Below are 21,951 nucleotides of genomic sequence, written 5' to 3'. Positions count from 1 at the left end.
TGCTAGATTTGAACTTCCTTCTTATCTCTTATTCCTCTTCCTTTTTTGTGAGACAGCAAAGCCTGCTACCAAAAGTGAAAGTAAGCCTAGCGCCACGAGCCACAGCCCCAGATTTTCTCCGGTAGATGGTAAACCATCTCTTGATTTATTAACCAGTTTTCCTGCATCTATTACACCTGTAGCTCCCTCTTCCAGCGTGGTTTCGATAGGTGTAGCATCCAAAATATACCCTTCTGGAGCCGATGTTTCGACGAAACGGTAACGCGCTACTTTTGGAACATTCGCTGTAACACGTCCATTGCTATCTGAACTTAAGTTTTCTGATACGATTTCCCATGTTTCTGTACTTTCATTATACATTTCTAGTTTAAAGACTGCACCAGAAAGAGGGTCATTGGCTTCATTTACCTTAAGCAGTTGTAAGGCATAGGAAGGAGTTTCTGGCTTTTCGGGCCCTGCTCTGTGGTTAACCATATCTCCAGCAAAGAATGTACTTTGCCCAGTTTCACCTGCATTTACCTTAACTTCACGTGGGCTTTCATCAAGTACAAAGCCTGTCGGTGCCTGAGTTTCAATAAAACGATAGAGACCGTCCTTTTCCACAGTATGTGTCACGAGACCATCGGCTCCAGATGTCAGACCTTCAGCAATAGTCTCCCATGAACCGTTGTTTCTCAATTCAACTTTAAAAACTGCTCCAGCCAAAGGTTTGTTAGCTGCATCTGTTTTTCTAATCTGAATGCGCTCAATAAGTCTATTTTCCATCTCTCCAAAGCGGATAAGACCTGTATTGCCATCTACTACTGTGCGTTCTTCACTATAAGGATTTTCCGCTATTTCATATCCTGAAGGTGCTTGTGTTTCATGGAAACGATAGCGTCCTGGTTCAGTAACAACATAGTTTACGAGGCCATTTTTATCGGACTCTAACCCTTCCACAATGGTTTTCCACTCATTTGCTGAGGTATCATAAAACTGTAATTCAAATTGAGCCTTGGCAACTCGATGGCCGTATTGATCAACTTTAATCAGCTGAAGGGGGTAAATAGGTGGTAGGGGAGGCGTAACAGGCGGTCGATTGTAACGATTATTCATATTGATTGCAATATTGTTGTTGGCTCCTCCACCAGAAATATAAAAGTTATACTGAAGTGGATCTCCCGTGCCAGCGAGTGGGGTGCCATCAATGGTAGCTGTACTAATATGCTCCCAGCCTTCTACCTTATAGTTATGTTCGGTGATGGTATAAAGCCCTGGTGGTAATTTTTCCACCTGAAGCGTGGTATCATCACTAAGAATATCCGCTTTCGAGATCCGTCCGACTTCTTCATTGTTTTCATTCGTCACTGCAATATAGAAGTTCTCTGGAATCCGATCAAGTGGCAGGCCTTCAAAAGTCTTTGTTAGCGCAAATGAACCCAGCTGTTCATAGAAGTTGTCAAATCGGAAAATGACATCATCTTCTGCTCCTCTTATCGTTACATCCACAGGTCCTGTCCCACTGCCTTGACCTGAGTTGCCTCCATGGCCTGTTTCTCTATAACTCCATGAGTTGCCTGAAAAGAGGTAGTCTTGGTTTACTAGATTATCAGCATTCAGCTCTGTAATCGTATAAGTACCCTGTTCAATGTCAAGAAAGGCTGTCCCAGAAATAGCTTCATTGAGGTTGAGGCGGGTCTCCCAACGCCCACTGGTTGTATTTTCTGTCCACACACCTGGACTCCCTGGTTGAGGATTAACTCCCACAGGTCCTTCTACTAAGATTTCAAAGTTTTCCGGATAGACCCCGTTAGGGAGACCATGGAAGAACTTGATGATTCTGAGTGAAGGTAAGATAGGTGCTGGCGCCACATACAAGTTAACAAAACTAGCGGTTGCTGTCGAACCAGGCGCTAAAGACACGCTTTGAGTCTTTTGCCCGGGAACATGTGTATAACCCGGTGTAGTGACATCTCCACCAATCTCCGTCACTTCATAAGTGCCAGGCGGAAGATCTTCTGGTAAGTTAAAGCTATATCTGCCGTTTTCGAGTACAAAAGCGTGAGGATCAAAATCGACTGTGCGAATCTCCCCAGACGGTGTTTTTATCTCAAATTTTAACGGCTCTAACTGTACTCCAGTAGGTATTTCCCCGTCGGGATTGACGCGGTTACCATCTGCATCAAGGAAGATAAACTCTTTTTCGAGTCTTATTTGCCCTTTGTACTCTAAGGCAAAAGTTCCATTGTTTCCTAATAAGTTCACAACAATGCGTCCTGCAGGATCTGTTGGATCCGCTGTGCTATTTTGGATACTCACATGTGCATCTGTCGCTGTAGTATTTTCTGTTTTAGTTATCACTCTGTCCCCATCAAAGTTAAAGAAAGGGTTGGCTTTTGATGGCTCAAAAGTAACAAAAGAGTCATTATTTTCTTGTTCCCAAAAATTTGAGTAGAAGGACGTCGGCATGGCACCTCCGCCTGCTCGAAGATCAGCTTCCACTCTTTCTTCATCTAAGCTAACATTAAATCTTGCCCGCACAGGTGATGTATTCCCTGTAATCGTTCCGTCCTCTCGCACCGTACGCTCAGGCAGAAGATTCTGAGGAATACTCCAATGAACAAATTGATCCTGTGTTTGTAGAAGACGCTCACCTGTCTTGCCTGTCCCATAGTCTGAGCGGAAGGTGATATCACGCAGGGCAGTATAAACACTAAAGAGTAACCCACTCACATTTGCAGATGTGCCGGTGGCTTGACTTTCGACCGCACCCCAGACAGGGTAAAGTGCAACTTTTGTTGCGGCTGTTGCTTCGAGACTTGCATCAACCCCTAGATAACGGCCATCTGTATCCGTATAATAAGTGATAATCCCACCTGGGCGGTTATCCAATATTTGTGCCGCATCTGTATCACTGATAAAGTCGACCGAAGGTTCAGGATAACGGATTTGGGATGTTAATGTTTTAATGAACTCCTCACGGTGTGCATCTACATCAGCAATATTATAGGTAAATGTTCCACCTGATGGAGCTGGGAATTCAATGTTGGTTAGCCCATCAAATGCCATATATTTTCCTAAGACATCCGAAAAGTCCACTCTCCCCGCTCCCAAATCACTCGCATCACCCGATCCATCTACAATGTTAGAATTACTTGTGTTTTGAATATTATTAGTGATAGAAATAAACGCATCCCGCAAAGTCTGTAAGTCATCTGCTTTGAAAAACTCATCTGCGTAGGCGATATTAGAGGCTGTTAGAGTTATAGGTGCGTTATTAGTAATATTGACTGTACTCTTAGCATTATTCCATTGGTAATTACTAATGCCTTGTCTAAACTGTGCTTGAAAATTACCTGTTGAACCGTTATTTACAAAGTTATTAAAAAGAGTGGCCATGGTAGGAGTTGCCGAAGTTGGCCCAGCTGTAGTGCCGCTCATTCCCATCTGATGACGGATATTTGGTCCCACTAGACTTGTATTGGCAGCTATAGGATTCAAGGTTGCGCTGATCAAGTTCTGCGCTGCAGCAGTTGCTTGGACGCCTAAGCTAATACTAAAGAAACCGACATCTGCGCCTGGTTGAGTCGGAGCAGTGCCTTGAACCTGCCCTTGGGGGAAGAAGTGATTAAAAACTGTTCTTTCCCGATAAGCTGCGGTCAGGGCGGTCATCACTGCTAGTCCTTGTTCACCATAACTTCCATCGCCATAGAAATCACCAGTTGAAGCTACGATTTGACCTCCATTTGGACCTACAGTGACAGGTGCTTCTGGATTTCCATCTTCATCGGTTACGGGAACTTCCACTAAACGATCGGAAACTTGTTCTAAAATACGACTCGCTTCTCTTATCCCCCACTGGGTCGGTGTTGAACCAGTGACAGAGAGGCGATCAGCTTTCACTTGCCCTCCAGAATTTGGGACTGGCTTTGCCACTACATTGACTCGGGAAGATGTTCCCATGGTAAAGAAAGAACCATTCGTAGAATCGTAACGTCCTAATGAAAGAACATTTTCCACTCGGGCATAGCCTCCAGTTGCTCCTCCATAAGCCACCACGGCTACGCGGTTGAGAGGGTTAGCATCTTGTAAGATATCTATAGCTTCGTTAATAGCATCAACAAGAAGTGCAATACGTGAACGTCCCCCCGGTGAGTCGACACGTGTCATACTACCAGAAACATCAATAGTAAATACAGTATCTGCAGGAATCTGATAACCTGCACGAGCCGGAGCACTCTGCGCCAAAGCTGAAAGTGTCACTTCAAACTGATCTTCAGATAGACTTCCTAGATGATGACGAACAGTCTTATCTGTCCAAATCCGCCCATCATGCGCACCTGGCACGTCCGAGAATCCCATATCTGCTAACCCATCAGTATTTGGATCAGAACTTTTGCTGTTTTCTACGATAGTCCAAGGAAAACTTTGCGCATTGGGTAAAAATTGTGTTGAACCTAAGTTCAAACCTCTCTCTTTATCGGTTAATGTTCCTGTTTTCTTTTCAGACACAGATGTTTCCTCAGCATTAGTGCTTGCTTCATCTGATTTTTCTATTTTTATAGGAACAATCAAAACTTGATCTCCAAGCGTGACTTTTATTTCCTTCCCATCCACCAAAGAGTCTTTAACTACTTGAAGTCTCAGCGAGAGTTTGCCTTGACTTTCTTTACCTAGGGTTAAGAAAATTTTATCATCCTTCAGGCTATAGTGGCCGTCGGTTATATCTGATAGTTGTGCTTGCTGGTCTATATTTATAAACTCAGCTCCTTCAAGCTCTATCGTTTCAGAGTTCTCTTCTTCGAAATTCCCTTTTAGTATCTCTCCGTCAATAACAAGGTGCGTCTTCTTTTCGTCTTCCCAAGAAGCCTCACTTAAATGTATGCGTGAGGGATTTTTTTCCTTCTCTAAGGTATCTGCAATACTTAACACTGGAAACAGTGCTTGTATTACAAGGGAAATAATCATGAACAAACGTATTCCTTTGTACAATTCTTTACCTTTCATTTTGACCTACTCCTTTTAATATTTAAGCAATATTTATAAAACACAAATTAAATATTTTAATCTATTGCATATATTACACAATGTAATTTTAACACAAATTTAAAGTTCGTCAAAATGTTATTACACACAGGTAATAGCTCTTGGAAAGGTTAAATATTTTTGTACACTCCTCATCTCTCTGGATAGTATATATTTATTTGCTATAATCAAACTATGAATAAAAGTTTAATATATGAGGCATTTGGGCAACCTCATCAAGTCCTAAAGATAAAAGAAAGCTGTAAACCAAGTTTACAAGATCACGAAATCCTTGTGAAAATGATCTATGCTCCCGTCAACCCTTCCGACTTGATTCCTATTAAAGGAGCCTATGCTCATCGAATCAAACTTCCCTCGGTTGCGGGATATGAAGGTGTAGGGAGGATTATTGAGGTTGGCGATGCTCTTTCCCAAAAACTTATTGGGCAACACGTTTTACCTTTGCATGGCGAAGGAACCTGGCAGTTTTTCGTCAAATGCCCGATAGATCATGCTTATTTCATCCCAGAATCTTTCGATTTGCTGTCTGCCAGTCAACTTTATATTAATCCTTTAACGGCTCTGCTTCTTTGTACAGAGGTGCTAAGACTAGAACCTGGTGAAAAGCTCGCTATCAATGCAGCAGCCTCTTCCATAGGCCAGGTCTTTGCTCAGCTTTCAAAAGTTATAGGCTTCGATCTGGTTGCCATCACACGAGACAGGAAAAAGCACGAAAAGTTACGTCTACTGGGTGCCCGAGAGGTGCGGACAGATTTGATCGGCTTAGAAGTTGATGCTGCTATTGATTGCGTTGGAGGTGAGGCTGGTAATGATTTAGCAGCTTGTGTTCGTCCGGGTGGGAAATTTCAGGCACTCGGTCTCCTTTCTGGTAAACAAGTAGACTGGGCGAAAATCTCAAGCTTACCCATAGAAACTGGTATTTTCCATCTGCGTCACTGGTATACCAAACTTAGTGTACAGGAGTGGCAGGAAAAAATGCAGATGTTGGAACAACTGGTCACTAATAAGCAATTAGTCATCAATCAGGAGATTACTCTTGTGCCCTTCGATAAATTAGTTACTAAATTGGATAAACCTTCAAAGAATAAGCTTATCGTCGACTTTACGCAAAAATAGCGTAAAAAAAACAGATAGTCTACTTAATATAAAGTGACTCTATCTGTTTTTTTATTTATTCTTACAAGAATTTTGCCATATGTTCCAGTACTTTTTCCTTACCTAAGAGGGCGATAGTTTCCGGTAATTCTGGCCCGTGCATGCTACCAGAAGCGGCAATACGAATAGGCATCCAGAGATTTTTTCCTTTAACACCTGTTTCTTTTTGTGTTTCTTTGAAAAGCGGGAAAATATTTTCAGTAGTGAAATCTTCTAAGTTTGACAACTTTTCACGGAAAGCTGCAACAGCTACTGGTGAAGTCTCTAGCTCCATCATTTGACGTGCTTCTTCAGTCAATTCTGGGAAATCACCAAAGAAGAGGTCTGTTAATTCAAGAATTTCTTCAGCATATTTCATTTGTGGTTTGTAGAGTTTCACCAACTCTTCAGCACGCTCATCCAGACGTCCAGCTTCTTCAAGGAAAGGTTTTGTTAATTCAAATACAGGGGCAAATTCGGCATGCTTAATGTATTCATTATCCATCCACTCCAATTTCTTTTGGTCAAAGGCAGCTGGAGATTTGCTCAAACGTTTCTCATCAAAAAGGGAAATTAACTCTTCTGGACTGAACTTTTCTTTTTCCCCACCAGGATTCCAACCTAAGAGGGCAATAAAGTTGAAAATAGCGTCAGCCATGAACCCTTTTTTACGGTAATCTTCGATAAATTGAAGCGTATTTGTGTCTCGTTTAGACAACTTTTTACCCGTTTCAGAGTTAATAATTAACGTCATATGACCAAATACAGGTGCTTCCCATCCTAAGGCTTCATACACCATTAATTGTTTTGGTGTGTTGGCAATATGGTCATCCCCTCGAATAACGTGTGAGATTTGCATATCATGGTCATCTACAACAACAGCAAAGTTGTAAGTTGGGTAGCCATCACGTTTTTGGATAACCCAGTCGCCACCGATATTGCCACCCTCAAATTCAATGTCGCCTTTAACCATATCTGTCCATTTGTAAACGGCTGTTTCATTCACAGAAATACGCACAACAGGTGTGATTCCTTGTGCTTTACGGTCTTCGATATAAGCTTCTTTTTCTGCTTCTGACATACCCGCATATTCATTTACGTAATGCGGTGCAACTCCTGCTGCTTCTTGCGCCTCATGATCAGCTTCAAGCTCTTCCGGTGTTTTATACGAGTAGTATGCTTTCCCTTCAGTTAAAAGTTGATCAATATATTTTTGATAAAGGCTCAAACGTTCTGACTGACGGTAGTTTTCATGTGTTTCTGGGCTTTCATCCCAGTCAATACCCAACCAACGCAAGTTTTCAAGTTGTGAACGCTCTCCATCTTCAACATGACGCTCACGGTCCGTATCTTCGATACGAATGATGAAATCTCCATCATAGTGACGTGCAAAGAGATAGTTAAAAAGTGCTGTACGAGCATTACCGATATGTAAGAGGCCTGTTGGTGATGGTGCATAACGCACTCGAATGTTATTAGACATAGTTTTCTCCTGTTAGTTTCGATCCTTCTTATTTTATCATATTATGAGTAATGTTTCTAACAGTGAGTCATTATTAAATCATACTGTAATTAAAGAAATATAAGAGGCTTCCTTGACTCGATGTCAACCTGCATGTTAAAATAAAGATATGACTAAAATTACATATGACAAAGTAAAAATCACAGACATTGATGATGTGATGCACATCGAGGAAACTTCTTTCCCTGCGGACGAAGTTCTCTCACGCGCTTCAATGTTAGAACGTATCCAAGTCATTCCTGAGCGCTTTTTTGTGGCTCGTAATGAAGAAGGTCGAGTGGTCGGTATGCTTGTAGGCCCGACTTCTGACAAATGTTATCTGACAGACGATATGTTTGAGAAAACAGAAGCTAGTCTTCCTACAGACCGCTTTCAAATTATCGTCAGCCTAGCTGTAGATAGTGAATACCAAGGACTTGGTATTGCTACTTCACTTCTGGATTTAATGAAGGAAGCTACAGCTGAGGAAAGCCGTCAAGGTATCAGCCTTACTTGTGTAGAAAGCCTTATTCCTTATTATGAACGCTATGGTTTTGTTTCTAAAGGAATTTCTGACTCACAACTTGCAGGAGAAACATGGTACAACATGGTTCTTCCATTATAAAAAACGCTGCTGTAGCAGCGCTTTTTTTATTTGTTAATCACTGTGTCAACTTCAGTGTAAACCATGTTGTATAAATCAGCGACAGGTTTGCATGTCAGTTTACCCTGATCTGCATTAAGGCCTTCTTTTAGTCCTGGATTAGCTTTCAGAGCTTCTTTATACCCTTTGTTCGCTATAGCTAAGCCATTTGCCAATGTTGCATTATTTAAGGCTGCTGTAGAAGTTACAGGTACTGCACCTGGCATATTTCCGACACAATAGTGAATCACACCTTCTTCTTCAAAAACAGGATTGTCATGATACGTGACGTGTGAGCTTTGGCAAGTTCCACCTTGGTCAATAGCCACGTCAACGATAACCGCTCCCTTCTTCATCAAAGGCAAGTGTTCACGGCGAATAAGTTGGGGCGTTGCAGCACCGGGGATAAGAGCAGCACCAATCACAAGATCCGCTTTTGAGATAAGTTCTTTTACTGTATGATCTGTACTGTAAACTGTATTTACACGTCCTTCATAAAGCTTATCCAGCTCTGTCAAAGCATCCAAGTTCACATCTACTGCCGTAACATTGGCATGCATCCCTACTGCCATAGCGACAGCGTTACGTCCAACTACTCCTGCACCACCCAAAACGAGAACGTTGGCAGGAAGCACCCCTGTTACACCACCAAGTAAAACACCACGGCCACCAAAAGGACGCTCCAAATATTTCGCTCCCTCTTGTACAGATAAACGACCAGCAATCTCTGACATTGGTTTTAGAGCTGGAAGGGCACCATTGCGATCACGAATGGTTTCATAAGCAATGGCTACAATCTTCTTTTCCAGCACTGCTTCGGTCAAAGCTTTATCTGCCGCTAAATGGAAATAGGTGTAAAAAATCTGTCCCTCACGCATCAATGAGTATTCTGGTTCAAGTGGTTCTTTAACCTTAATAATCATCTCTGCTGTCGCATAAATATCCTCGGCGGTTGGCAAGATATTACAACCCACAGCCGTATAGAGTTCATCAGGGTAAGAAGAACCTTCACCTGCTCCTTTTTGGATATAAACATCATGTCCTGCAGCAACATAAGCGGCTGCAAATTCTGGTGCAAGTCCTACACGATATTCATGCTTTTTGATTTCAGTTGGAACACCTATTTTCATAATTTTATCCTCCATATAGATATATGTTCTGGGGTTTATTCCCCTTTTTATTTAACCCATTTATGCCTCAAAAGCGAAAATGTAACCGCTTTTACAATTAGAATAACATTTCTAAAGTTTTATTGCAACTATAAACTTATACGTATTTTATCTACAAAAGTAACAAAAAAAGAAGCCTTAGACTTCAATTAAAATCTATGATTCGGGCTTCATCTTTAAAATTTTCATGTACTAATGAATGTATGGTAAGCTTGATTATTGCCATATTTGTTGCATTTTCATGGAGGTCAAGTATACTACTTTCTTGTTTAACAAGTTTTTTTGCAAGTTCTCCTTGTAAAACTTCTGCAGTAACATGGTTAGTAGATAGGCGCTCCCCTTTTTCCAAGTTATCAAACCATGTCGTCAATGAAACTTGTGGGTTTTCTTGTATACTCCGCACTTTACTAGCTTTTTTATCAGCTACCATATACCAGATATTCTCTTCATTAGCAGATTGAACAAAACTCATGATAGTAGTAGAGGATTTTCCATCTGTTGACTGACAAGTCAAAGCGAGATAACCAGGAAGTCGTTTGAGTATACGACTCACTTCTCCAGCTTGATGTTTCCCGCCAACAATATTGGCTTTTTTGTTACTCTTCAGTACAGTTAGTAAGACCAAGGGCAGAGTCAATACAGCATAAGAAATTAAAAGGGCGACAAGAAAAGTCAAGGTTTTATTCTGTAAAAAATCAGTAGCAAAAATTCCTATTAAAACTAAAGCTGCTAATACATAAATCAGAAAAAGTTGCACAAATCGCTTGAGATACATTGTTTTTCTAGGTCCCTCTCTTAATGAATTATTTTGTTACTTATTTTGAATTAACGAGCTCAGCAAAAATCATACGGCCTGCACTGGTTTGTAGAACTTTGGCAACCTCCACTAAGACTTTTTTGTCAATCATCTTAGCTGTGTCTTCAATAACAATCATCGTGCCATCTGGAAGATAAGCTACACCTTGTTGGCGCTCAGATCCTTCACGTATAATAGTTACTTCGATTTGTTCGCCAACGACGAGCTGTGTTTTCACTGCATTTGCCAAGTCATTAATATTCAAGACAATGACACCTTGAATTTCTGCCACTTTATTGAGGTTGAAATCATTAGTGACTAATTTGGCACCAATTTCACTCGCATAGCGCAACAGTTTAGTATCAACTTCGCGGATATCTTTATAATCCTTCATTGAAATCTCGACATTCTCAAATTCTTTCAAGGAATTCACTAAATCGAGACCTCGACGCCCTTTAGCACGCTTAAGGGGGTCAGCACTATCCGAAATCAGCTGCAATTCTAATAAAACAAAATTAGGGACAATAACTTTATCACTAATAAATCCTGTCTTAAGCACATCCAATATACGCCCATCAATGACTGAGCTGGTATCCAAAAGCATCGCGTGCTGTGGCACTTTTTCTTCTTTAGCAGCGGCTTTGTCGACTGCAACTTCTTTGCGCTTGCGAAAAACTGTCTTAAAGATCTCATCGCCTCGCTTGTCAAAGACGGTGTAACCCAAATAGAGGAGACCAATAATTACCACAAACGAAATAATATTGCTGAGTACAGGCACCCCTAATAATGATAAGGGAATTGTCAGTAAGACACCAACAGTTAAGCCTAAAATGGCACCAATAAAATTGAAGACCATTTTTGAAATATTAACTCTAGTGATTTTTTGGTCAAGTTTTCTCAAGCCTCTCATCAGTAAATTGGACATAAAAAATGAAAGAATAACAAAAATAATTGCTCCAATTAAACCATTTACAATTTCCTGATTAAAAGCATTTTTCTCTTGTCCAAAGAGATGCCAAACCCATGGGAGAGTTGTGATACCCAAAGAGGCACCAACAATACCCATGAGAACATGAATTATCCAACGACGCATAAGACTTCCTTTCTATACGTAACCTTATTTTTTATAAATAAAAAAGCTCTGTGTTAATTATATCACACATCACAATAAGATACTGGTTTGTCTTATTGCGATTATGACTTCTTATCCCACAAAGCTCTTTTTTATCCAAATACTTTTTTCAAACATTCTGACAGAGTCGTTACACCAATAACTTTTAAATTATCTGGGATATCGACACCCGCCAAACTATTTTTAGGCGCATAAACTTTTTTAAATCCTAACTTACTGGCTTCATTTAAACGCTGTTCCATACGCGTTACACGACGTATCTCCCCAGTAAGGCCAATTTCACCAATAAAACACTCACGCGCATCTGTGGGCTCTTCTTTGTAGCTTGAAGCAATCGCAATTGCTACAGCTAAGTCAATAGCAGGCTCATCCAGTTTAACACCCCCTGCTGATTTTAAATAGGCATCTTGTTGCTGTAAAAGAAAGCCTGCACGTTTTTCAAGTACCGCCATAATCAAACTTACGCGATTGAAGTCCAAACCAGAAGTCGTTCTTTTAGCATTTCCAAACATGGTAGGTGTTGTCAAGGCCTGTATCTCAACTAAAATCGGACGTGTTCCTTCTAGTGCACAAACGATGGCTGAACCTGTGGAACCTTCCAACCGTTCTTCTAAAAAGACCTCACTGGGATTGGTTACTTCGACTAAACCTGTGCCCTGCATTTCAAAAATCCCTATTTCATTCGTCGAACCAAAACGATTTTTAACAGCGCGTAAAATCCGAAAAGTATTTTGTCGTTCTCCCTCAAAATACAACACAGTATCTACCATATGCTCTAACATTCGAGGCCCTGCAAGCTGCCCTTCTTTTGTCACATGTCCAACAATAAAGGTTGCAATATCATTTGTTTTAGCCAGCTGCATGAGTTCTCCCGTGACTTCACGGACTTGGCTCACTGAACCTTGTGTGCTTTGAATTTCAGGTGTCATGATTGTTTGAATCGAGTCAACAATCAAAAAATCGGGTTGCAAGCGTTCAACCTCATTGCGAATACTTTGCATATTTGTTTCCGCATAAAGATAGAAATCCGTGTCAATATCGCCCAAACGTTCTGCGCGAAGCTTAATTTGTTGAGCGGACTCTTCACCACTTACATAGAGGACCCGTCCTCGAGAAGCCAGTTGCGTTGAGACTTGGAGTAAAAGCGTGGATTTACCGATTCCGGGATCTCCTCCGATGAGTACCAAGCTCCCGGGCACAACACCTCCGCCCAATACTCTATTAAATTCACCCAAATCAGTCTCCACGCGAGGCGTATCAAAAAGCTCAACTTGATCAAGCTTCATCGGTTTTGAATGCTCACCCGTAAGACTTACTCTCTGATTTTTAACTTCCTGCACCGCAACTTCTTCGACAAAGGAACCCCAAGCACCACAGTTGGGACACCGTCCCAGTTTTTTGACAGATTTGTAGCCACACTCTTGACAGAGAAATGTTGATTTTTTCTTAGCTATTTTTATGTCCTCACTTTTACTTATTTTTATAGACTTTTATGTATATTTTTGTTAAAATTATTATTGTTTAACTCTAGCTTATGAGATTATAAACTGGAGTATTAAAATTAGCCGCTGTAGCTCAGTAGGTAGAGCAACACCATGGTAAGGTGGAGGTCGATGGTTCGATTCCATTCAGTGGCATTCATGTTTTAAATCTTTTATAAAGCCCTTGGAGGGCTTTTTTCTTTTTTTATGGATGGTTCTGTTTGCCTTGACCTTGGATACGTTTTTAAACTCACCAAACCAAGGCCTATAGTAAGATTATAACATATAGAGATGGGGTATCTAGGTTATGTTTTCTTCTATATAACATAACCTAAGACTACTGCATAGTCAATAATTATTTCAAAATGCTTTGCAACTCCTCTTATGTGTATCTGAACGATTGCCTGAAAAAAATATTTCATGTATAACTTGAGTAGAAATTTCAAAAACTTATTCTTGGGCAAAATAAGGGGTTCCTTCAGCATAAATTGCAACTTCACTGACAGCTTGTTTTTTTTGTAAACATTTTTCCGCATTTCTATGACAATACGATAAAAATGTAGTATATGAATAAATAGATTATATCACATTCCCTCAAAGGCTTTTCTGACATTCTTTTTGATCTTCTATACTTTCTTCTCTATACAAAAAATAAGGGCGAGACTTGACTCACCCTTAATATTCCCCGATTTTATTTTAACTGCTTACTTGTCTGTCAGATTTTCTGTTTTTGTGCAAACAAGTAGAAGTTATTTTCCGCTTCTTCTCCAAACTTTGGCAAAAAGATTTGGTTTATTCTTCACTTTATACATATAACCTAAACCAGCAAGAAATAGAGCGACGACTGCTAATACTATCGGCCCTGTACTTCCACCTGAAATAGTAGCTTCTTGAGTTCCTAAATTGGGATTAGATAAACTAATCGTTTGACTTGTAGAGTTTTCAATTCCTAAGGTACTGAAAGGAATTTGAATCTCCATTTCGTCAACAAAGGAATCATCATTAGGCGTTCTCGTTATATAGGCTTTCACATTTGCATCATTGAGCACGGTATACTGAGAAGGTATGATTGTACTACTTCCCTTACGTAACTGTGCTGCAACCCCTATAGCCATACTTTCTCCAATTTTTAAGGTATCGTTTGTGATTGGCAATCCTGAATAAGGATTATTAATATCCGGCATCAATATCGCAAATTCTGTATCGCCTATGTCTAAGATATACTCAGAAGTAATCATCGTATTGTTACCTCCAGCTTTAGCCATCTGCACATAAAAATATACGTTACTGTCATCTGAAAGAAGTGAAACCTCATGATTATTATAAATACTATCATAAGGGGTAATAACTGTTTTAGGCTTATCCTGCCAATCAGACATGTTACCATCTATTGCGATGTTATAATCTCGTGAACTGGCGCTCACTGTAAGGGGGATAATTGATACTATTATAAAACATAAGATGAGGGTTATTTTTTTCAACATTATTTACTCTTTTCTATAAAATGAAGTTATTTCCAACTAAATACTCTCTTAATATTGGTTAAAGCTTTGGCACTGCTTAGCGAGGCAAAGATAAGTATTAATGGTAAAAACTGGATAAGATAACGACTCCGTCCACCTTCAAATAGTAGAAGATAAAGAAATCCTCCAATTATACCTAACCTTAAAATTTGTTTAAATTTTATATTCTCTATGCCACCAAATAAAATGAGACTAAGTATTATGAGCCAAATGACTTGAGCAATAAACCTGTAATCGGAGATATGCTCACCATACAAGTAGAAAAATGACTTTATAGCACTCGAAAAATCATCTATTTTTACAGTTTGTTTTTCATTGCTTATGAAATGTCCCTCCTTTTGCCAAGCAAAAGTGCCATCAGAGGTATTATTAGAATGTTTATTCAGAAGAAAAACAAGGTAACCACCTAATCCCTTTTCCTGTAATCTTTTCTTTATATTTTTTTTGGAATAGTCTATTCTTTCTTTTTTAGTTGGTAATTTACCCATCATTAATGCATCTTCAGGGTTATATCCACCTTCATTAGATAACCCCATATTCATGAAATGTAAAACAGGGATGCTTCGATTGGGATCCACTTCAATATAGGTCTGCTGATTTACAAATTTTCCAATCCCCCATAATGCAATTACCGTAGAGAGCAACATTATAAGATATGAAAGCTTATTTAAAAAAAGCTTGTTTTCTGGTTGTCTCTTGGTCTTGAAAGTAAATAAAATTTCTATGATAATAATGGCAATGACTGGTATAATAGCCGAAGGCTTCATAAAATATGAAGTGATTAAACAAATCCCAAAAGTAAGCGCGGCAAAGTATTTGTAAATATTTTTACATTTTCCAAATGCAATAATACTGTAGGACAATAAATATCCCGAGACAAAGGGGATAACCCATGTATCCGTATAAGGGATAATTATCATAGGAAAGGCCAGCAGCCATAAGGAATGAATGTAAATAGCCGGTACAATATATTTTTTATCGATTACATAAACTGTTGAGATATTAAATAAAACAGATAAATCTACTAAAAGTAGTGTGATAAGGTCAAAGAAAAGCCAAGAATTACTATTAAATACAGTGGATAGCCCATGTTGTAACAACAAAATAAGCATATTATTCGGGTACATACTATAGTATGCCTTAATTTCAGGATCCCAAGTATTAGTTAAAGCCTCATGTATGGCTCCAACGTCAAAACCTATAGCTGGGTGTACCAAGTAGACAAATGTTATTTGAAGGACGATAACAATTAACAAAATACATAGGGAGGTCAGCAAGCCTTTTTCCCAGAAGATGAAGTATAAAAATTTTCTTAGACTGTTAAAAGTCGCAACGGCTACAATGAGTAGAAGAGCAGCTAAAATGAAAACTGTAGTTACTATCGTAGTGCTCATTCCATAATACTTACTATCGCCCACCGTGAGGTTGACAGAAGTAAGCGAAAAATAAAATGTTAAAGCAAATAAGAAATAGAATAATATCCGTATGGAAGAATTACTAAAAGAAAAAAATTTATCTCTCATAAATCATCCTCAGCCTCAATCCTAAAGATATGAGTAGGTTTCTCTGCTATTTCAACTTGTACCAATTGTCCGTCTACTTTTTTTATATCTTGACTCAGCCTTTCAAAAAAGACTTCTGTAACATTTTCAAGCGTAGGATTGATATTTTTAAACGTAGGTGTCTCATTCAAGTAAGTACCCTCGAACTTATCTAAAATATTTCTTACAACCTTCTCTGCTTCAAAAAAGGAGATGAATTTGTCATTTAACCCTTTGAACTCACACACAATTTCCCACGTATGATTATGTTTTTGCCCGATTCCCTTTTCCCACCGAATGGCATGGCTAGCGTTGATATAAAACTTTAATCTATAAATTCTTTTCATTTCTACCCTTATCTTCCTTTTTTAACTTTCATAAAATCATTTCTTATCATCTCAATTACCTGCTTTTTCTCCTCTTTAAACTTTTTCGTATCCCATTTAGCTGGCGAAGTGATGCTATTGAGCACTCCTACCAACCTAAACCATGAACAGATAAAAGTGTAAATAGGCAAAGTTAATAAACACCATATGTTTCTCACATAGAATTGTCTTTCCTCTTTGAAATTATTAAAAAATAGAAGAGTGCATATTGTATTCAATACCGAGACAAAGAAATAAAGTAAATAGATTAACCCATAAGACAGGAGAATCATTCGATATGAATAACCAAACTGTATAAGAATAAAACTTGCAAATAGCCATATCATCTTTGGAAAAATAAACGTATGATCTATAATCATTCTACGAATAAGAAAATCTTTAAAAAATCCTGTGATATGGTTTCGTCCAGTCATGTAATTACCCACAACTTCTAACTGTCCACGTTGCCATCTTTGACGCTGAATATAGAGCGTATCTAAATCTTCTATAGGATCAACAAAAAAGAAAGCATCTTCACAAATATCTACCTTTTGCCCTCCGTTGACCCGGATTTGAAAGGTCATATCGGTGTCTTCCCCAACTGTATCCACATCATATAAAAATGTAGAAATTAAAACTTCTTTTCTAAAACTAGAAAAAGCACCTGCCATTGTAAACAATTGATTATGCGTTGTTTCTTTAGTTCTACCAGTCAAAAAAGAGTGAGCATATTCAAAATATTCGTTTTTCTGCAATATTCTTTTATACAAAGACTTTTCAGATTGTATCATATCTTTTTGAGTTAAGATGACGCCTGTCATTGCGGCTATACTGCTGTCGTTCTCATATTTCAAAATAAGGTTTGAGATGGCATCCCGTTCTAGAATACCATCACTATCAATATTTACAATATAAGTACCAATACAGCTATAAATAGCTGTATTTAAAGCTTTGGCTTTCCCGGGTGCACTTCTTAAATAGACCATATTAAGATGGCTGAACTCATGGTTGTGCATCTGATCAAAGATGTCGAAGCACTCTTTATCTCCCCCAGGTTTATTATCAACTAATATAATTTGAATTAATTCATGGGGATAACTTGAATTATCAACTGATTTTATACATTCGTAAAGTGAATCTTTTGAGTTAAACACAGGGATGATGATTGAAACGTAGGGCTTAACTTCAGGAAAGGCCATCATCTCCTTTTTTTTCCTATTTCTAAGCGTACTGATAAGGAGTCTAATGATAGAAATAATGGAAGGAAGTATCTCAACCAATATTGGTATCATCGTCCACGAAGCCCAAAATCCCATTTGAGATAAACTTAATCGGAACAGTTGCCCTATCATATTTCTCTCTTTCTAAATCTCTTTAATAATTGTTTGTAACCTTCACTATTAACCTGTGTATAAGTAAATGTATAGTAATAAATAATGATTGTTATAACATAAAAAATAATTCTGCCAATTATTGAATGCGCCCAAAAAAAGCTTTGACTGCCATAGGTATTTACAATAATTATAACTGTCATTAGCCTTACCACATTAGCAATAGTGATACTAATACTACCTAATAGCGCATAAACTAATTTCTCTTTGCGGCTGTATACTGGAAAAAATAGCAATAAAGAAAGCAAAGCCACGATTTCTATTATTCCTGAGCATTCATAGTCAATTGTTAGAAAAACAGGTGAATTCACATTATTAATCCAAATTCCTCCATATTGAGTAAAAGATTGTCCCAAATGAAAAAAATGTGATATAGAGCCAACTATAGCAGTTATAAGTTGAGTCAATTCCCATACCCAAAAAGGATTGGATAATTTAATAAGAATAAAAAATATACCAATACTTCCCCATATATAGTAATAGGCTGTAAGCTGAGCTCTTCGAAATACAGATAGTATGTACACCCATACTACAAGACCGACTAAAAACATCACTGTCATTGTTATTCCCTTTTTTCTAGATAACACAAACGTAATTCAAGTTACTTTAATAATTTTCCAAACAATCAAGCCTCGTTGGTATTTATATTTGATACTCGTGATACTTTGCGTTTGCTAGGAAGGAGGTTATTGTCTACTCCAGTTGTTCGTGAATAAAATATTTCTTCATATTATTAGGTTATTAGGGAAACTTTAAATCTCAGATCTAAACCTGCCTAACCTAGGTTATCGTAAATACAATATATCATTATAAATTTTGTACAATTTTAAATATATGTCTATAATAGGATACACTTAGATATGAGATTTGTCAATTATTTCTACAACGTTTATTTTTTAGGTGAAGGGTTATCATGTAAGGGGGATATTAACGAGTATGAGTGTTACTGTTGAGTTTTTAAATTAATTTCCCTTCAGATGACGAATTGCTATTCCTCATCTGGCGCCTAAATTCATTTTTTTATTCATAAGCAAAGTATTTTACATTTAAACCACTGCCTTAGGTTTTACAACTTTTGAAGAATGTGGGTTGAAGCTTCATAATACCTTTCCCACCATGAAAGGCACCTTAACCATGTTAAGTAATCCGTTAATAGGAGTAACAGCGACTACCGGCAAAGCACAACATTGTCCTTCCCCTCATAATAAAGCGACAAATCTTTGGCTACTTGAATGGATTTCACCTGAAAAGTATCTTACCAATACTTCTTATAATAAAACTAATGATAATAACAATAAATAAATTTAGTAAACACTAGTCTTTTTCAAACAAAAAAGCATCAGGATTATACCTCCCAATGTCTTTAAATATCTTTTAGTTTATCTACTTTTATTAATTACCAACTTCTTAAGTAAAGTGGAGGTCGGTTAGACTCCATACAGTGGGGTTCATGATTTAAAATCTTTTATAAAGTCTTGTGAAGGAGTTTTTATTTTTTCGCAAGTTCCTCCTTAACTAAAGAAATAAAATCAACTTTATCTTTTACCGATTGATTCCACAGTCGAAGAACGTCTTCATCCGAAAGTGCGGAAGAGTCAATTCCTGCTTGATAAATTGCTATCCTTGCCTTCCCTAAATTTGACTCACTTCCTTCTGAAGTATGTATAGATTTTTTGGAAGAACTTGATGGTTTACTTGAATTTTCGCTATCAGATGAGGATGAAGGTGAAGTAGAACTTTTCTTCTCTGTAGATGTACTTTGAGAATATTCTGTTGTTTTTTCTGATTTTTGACATGCAGTTAAATTAAGCATTGTCAACCCTACTATTAAGAGTAAAATATACTTTTTCATTTTTTCTCTTTCTATTTAATTGCAAATACTGGGCGACCTGCATCCCAGTCCATTGTGTCAGCAGATGGTTTATTCCAAATTGAGCTTAAAGAAGCACGTCCACTGGGATAAAATTGTCTGTTATATGGGTCAAAAACCTCTACAATCCCATTATAATAACCATATGTAACCACTGCATGGCCGATACCTACGTTAATATAGAATACGAGGGGATAACCTGCTTTTAATAATGTTATCGCTCTACTTTTATTATTAATTTGCTCTACAGAGTGACCATAAGCTTTAGCAGTATTGATTAAATCTTTTCCTGATAGGCCAAAACTATGTTTACTGATAACATCTGCTTTTTTAGCTACAGTACCTGGATCCACATTCATCCCATAACTTCCTCTGAACACCATAGCAAGGCTAGTTGGTACACAACCGGAAACTTTAACGAGGGAGTCATTTAATCTTACATTTGCCCAACGCGCATCTAACTGAGAGTAGTAAGTAGGACGCTTGGCATGAGGTTTTGGCGGCCGAGGTGTTTGAGGAGGCGTGTAGTCATTAATTAATGAGGTGTTGCTACTTTTCCATGCAACCCCTTCATATTTCCAGCCCCTTGAAGCCAAAGAGTTCTTCTCATAAGCGTCTCGTGTAACAAAGTGAGCCCCAATGCCAGCAGCTGAATTAAATAATCGATATACTGATAAACCTTTTGTATCTGAATAGAATTTTTTACCTTCATTTCTCCAGCCAAATTTTGAACTAAGAATTTTTGCCTCATAACTGTCTTTTGTATAGAGATGTTCTCCTGAACGAGAATTATAGACACGATAAACCTTTGAACCCGTACTGTTTGGCGACATCCATGCTGGGCCTTCATACTTCCAATCAGAGTTATAAATTTTAAGAAGAACAGTCATTTCATTTTTATCTGTAGTATAAAGATGTTCTTTATTACGTGTATTATAAAGCCGATAAACCGTAATGTAGGTTTTCTTTACTTTTACCGTTTGTTCTTTCGGTTTTTCTTGCTCAGTTGTACTTGGTTGGCTTTGGGAACTGTTACTTTCTACAGTTTCGCTACGTGCGCTTGATGAGCTTTCAGTTGCTGTATCTTCATCAGATGATGTTGAAGATTGACTTGAAACTTGTGTACTACTTGTTTCTTCCGTTATTGAGCTTTCTTCGTTTTGAGAGGAGCTCGGAGTTTCTTCAGTCACAGTTCTGTCATCACTTGTAGATTCAACTAAGACTTGAGGTGTAGTTGATGTATCACCCATTTCAGCCCTTGCTACATGACTTAGAGTTCCCCCTGCCAGCAACACTAGCCCCAATAAAAAAAGTTTTTTATTTTTCATAAACTATCTCACTCCTCCTTGTATATGATTATATCATAATGAGTTCTAAGTTAAATTGTAAATAGTATTAAGATACTTTTTTCGTCAAAATTGATTCACTATCTGCAAACACTATTTTTCATTCAGTCTATGACCTAAAAGCACTTGAGTGAATCACTTACATTGTATATTTCACAATTTTATTTTATATTTATATGCACTTTCTCTACGGATACAACGTATCTTTCTTCTAGATATGCTATTGGAGCCTTCGTTCACCTTACTAAAACATACTTATATTTTAAACTCAGTTTATTAATAGCAGTTTATTCTAAGGTTTCTTCTTTTTATCGAGGAATATGACCAAATTCGTAGGTAGAAATTACGAGAAGAAGATTAATGCTTACTGGCTACCTCCCAAAAATCATTTAATCCTATTATTCTACTGAGAACCCAACTGAAATAAATAAAATTAAAAAAGCCTTTTCAATATAAAAAAGGCTCTAAATATTTTGTAAAAATGCAAAAAAAAAACATATTGAGTGAACTACCGAAATAAAAATTTCGGTAGACAGAGCTAGACTAAGCAGTGCTACTCGACGTCTATACGTCAACTCAAACACAGCGCCATCATCATAACACTCAATAAGTAATCTTATATATTATTCAATCCGAACTAATCTTAAACAAGCTCGATGATTGCCATAGGGGCAGCATCACCACGACGTGGTTCAACTTTCAAGATACGAGTGTAACCACCGTTACGGCCTTCGTAGCGTTTAGCAATATCGTCGAACAATTTTTGAAGTGCAGTTGGGAAAGTTTCAGTTTCTTCGTTGAAATCTTTAATAGCGACTTCGTTACGAACGTAAGCTGCGGCTTGACGACGAGCGTGCAAGTCACCACGTTTACCAAGAGTGATCATCTTTTCAACTGTTTTACGGATTTCTTTAGCACGAGCTTCAGTTGTAACGATAGTTTCGTTGATAAGAAGATCTGTTGTCAAATCACGAAGCATAGCTTTACGTTGTGAAGATGTGCGTCCAAGTTTACGGTAACCCATTTTTTTCCTC

Annotated in this window: 16 protein-coding genes and 1 tRNA gene; 3 read left to right on the top strand and 14 right to left on the bottom strand. The window is 38.1% G+C overall.

Annotation, left to right across the window (positions count from 1 at the left end; all coding sequences use genetic code 11):
- Positions 1 to 21 precede the first annotated feature (21 nt).
- Positions 22 to 4,986: a vWA domain-containing protein gene (locus tag I6G50_RS09900; protein ID WP_197908718.1), complete on the bottom strand. Its 4,965-nt coding sequence runs from the start codon at positions 4,984 to 4,986 to the stop codon at positions 22 to 24.
- Between the two features lie 213 nt (positions 4,987 to 5,199).
- On the opposite strand from I6G50_RS09900, the gene I6G50_RS09895 reads away from it, so the two are divergent.
- Positions 5,200 to 6,141: a zinc-dependent alcohol dehydrogenase family protein gene (locus I6G50_RS09895; protein ID WP_197908717.1), complete on the top strand. Its 942-nt coding sequence runs from the start codon at positions 5,200 to 5,202 to the stop codon at positions 6,139 to 6,141.
- 61 nt (positions 6,142 to 6,202) lie between these two features.
- On the opposite strand, the gene gltX is transcribed toward I6G50_RS09895, so the two are convergent.
- A complete protein-coding gene (gene gltX, locus I6G50_RS09890) occupies positions 6,203 to 7,642 on the bottom strand; it encodes a glutamate--tRNA ligase (protein WP_197908716.1) in 1,440 nt (479 codons plus the stop codon).
- A gap of 148 nt (positions 7,643 to 7,790) precedes the next feature.
- On the opposite strand from gltX, the gene I6G50_RS09885 reads away from it, so the two are divergent.
- Positions 7,791 to 8,285 carry a GNAT family N-acetyltransferase gene (locus I6G50_RS09885; RefSeq protein WP_003134427.1) on the top strand — a complete coding sequence of 165 codons (495 nt, stop codon included), beginning with the start codon at positions 7,791 to 7,793 and terminating at the stop codon, positions 8,283 to 8,285.
- Positions 8,286 to 8,311: 26 nt separating this feature from the next.
- Here I6G50_RS09885 and ald read toward each other — a convergent pair whose 3' ends face one another.
- From ald to radA, 4 genes are all read right to left on the bottom strand, one after another.
- The gene (gene ald, locus I6G50_RS09880) at positions 8,312 to 9,433 is read right to left on the bottom strand and encodes an alanine dehydrogenase (RefSeq protein WP_197908715.1); all 1,122 of its coding nucleotides are present in this window, start codon (positions 9,431 to 9,433) and stop codon (positions 8,312 to 8,314) included.
- Positions 9,434 to 9,617: 184 nt separating this feature from the next.
- A complete protein-coding gene (locus I6G50_RS09875) occupies positions 9,618 to 10,247 on the bottom strand; it encodes a pyridoxamine 5'-phosphate oxidase family protein (RefSeq protein ID WP_197908714.1) in 630 nt (209 codons plus the stop codon).
- A 40-nt stretch (positions 10,248 to 10,287) separates the two neighbouring features.
- On the bottom strand, positions 10,288 to 11,361 hold the full coding sequence (locus tag I6G50_RS09870) for a PIN/TRAM domain-containing protein (RefSeq protein WP_081165475.1): 1,074 nt from the start codon (positions 11,359 to 11,361) through the stop codon (positions 10,288 to 10,290).
- A 131-nt stretch (positions 11,362 to 11,492) separates the two neighbouring features.
- On the bottom strand, positions 11,493 to 12,854 hold the full coding sequence (gene radA, locus I6G50_RS09865; protein ID WP_042753005.1) for a DNA repair protein RadA: 1,362 nt from the start codon (positions 12,852 to 12,854) through the stop codon (positions 11,493 to 11,495).
- 110 nt (positions 12,855 to 12,964) lie between these two features.
- Here radA and I6G50_RS09860 point away from each other — a divergent pair.
- Positions 12,965 to 13,037 (top strand) — tRNA-Thr (locus I6G50_RS09860).
- A 593-nt stretch (positions 13,038 to 13,630) separates the two neighbouring features.
- On the opposite strand, the gene I6G50_RS09855 is transcribed toward I6G50_RS09860, so the two are convergent.
- The 8 genes from I6G50_RS09855 to rplQ form a co-directional block, all read right to left on the bottom strand.
- Positions 13,631 to 14,260, bottom strand: a complete 630-nt coding sequence (locus I6G50_RS09855; protein ID WP_197908713.1) for a Firmicu-CTERM sorting domain-containing protein — start codon at positions 14,258 to 14,260, stop codon at positions 13,631 to 13,633.
- 131 nt (positions 14,261 to 14,391) lie between these two features.
- Complete coding sequence (locus tag I6G50_RS09850) at positions 14,392 to 15,927, bottom strand: TIGR03766 family XrtG-associated glycosyltransferase (protein WP_197908712.1); 1,536 nt, start codon at positions 15,925 to 15,927, stop codon at positions 14,392 to 14,394.
- Entirely contained in the window at positions 15,924 to 16,292 is a 369-nt protein-coding gene (locus tag I6G50_RS09845) for a 6-carboxytetrahydropterin synthase (protein WP_197908711.1), read from the bottom strand. Before I6G50_RS09845 ends, I6G50_RS09850 begins: the two co-directional genes overlap by 4 nt.
- An 8-nt stretch (positions 16,293 to 16,300) precedes the next feature.
- Positions 16,301 to 17,662, bottom strand: coding sequence for a TIGR03111 family XrtG-associated glycosyltransferase (locus I6G50_RS09840; protein ID WP_197908710.1), 1,362 nt, complete (start codon positions 17,660 to 17,662; stop codon positions 16,301 to 16,303).
- Positions 17,659 to 18,261: an exosortase family protein XrtG gene (xrtG, locus tag I6G50_RS09835; RefSeq protein ID WP_197908709.1), complete on the bottom strand. Its 603-nt coding sequence runs from the start codon at positions 18,259 to 18,261 to the stop codon at positions 17,659 to 17,661. The genes I6G50_RS09840 and xrtG overlap by 4 nt, the downstream gene beginning before the upstream one ends.
- A gap of 929 nt (positions 18,262 to 19,190) precedes the next feature.
- Entirely contained in the window at positions 19,191 to 19,553 is a 363-nt protein-coding gene (locus I6G50_RS09830; RefSeq protein WP_197908708.1) for a hypothetical protein, read from the bottom strand.
- Positions 19,554 to 19,564: 11 nt separating this feature from the next.
- The gene (locus tag I6G50_RS09825; RefSeq protein WP_197908707.1) at positions 19,565 to 20,899 is read right to left on the bottom strand and encodes a C39 family peptidase; all 1,335 of its coding nucleotides are present in this window, start codon (positions 20,897 to 20,899) and stop codon (positions 19,565 to 19,567) included.
- Positions 20,900 to 21,560: 661 nt separating this feature from the next.
- The gene (rplQ, locus tag I6G50_RS09820) at positions 21,561 to 21,941 is read right to left on the bottom strand and encodes a 50S ribosomal protein L17 (protein ID WP_003134500.1); all 381 of its coding nucleotides are present in this window, start codon (positions 21,939 to 21,941) and stop codon (positions 21,561 to 21,563) included.
- Between the last annotated feature and the right edge of the window lie 10 nt (positions 21,942 to 21,951).

This window comes from Lactococcus garvieae, assembly GCF_016027715.1.
GTDB classification, from domain to species: Bacteria; Bacillota; Bacilli; order Lactobacillales; family Streptococcaceae; genus Lactococcus; species Lactococcus garvieae_A.
The sequence above is the reverse complement of the archived record's forward strand: the minus strand, read 5'-3'. Positions and strand labels throughout refer to the sequence as shown.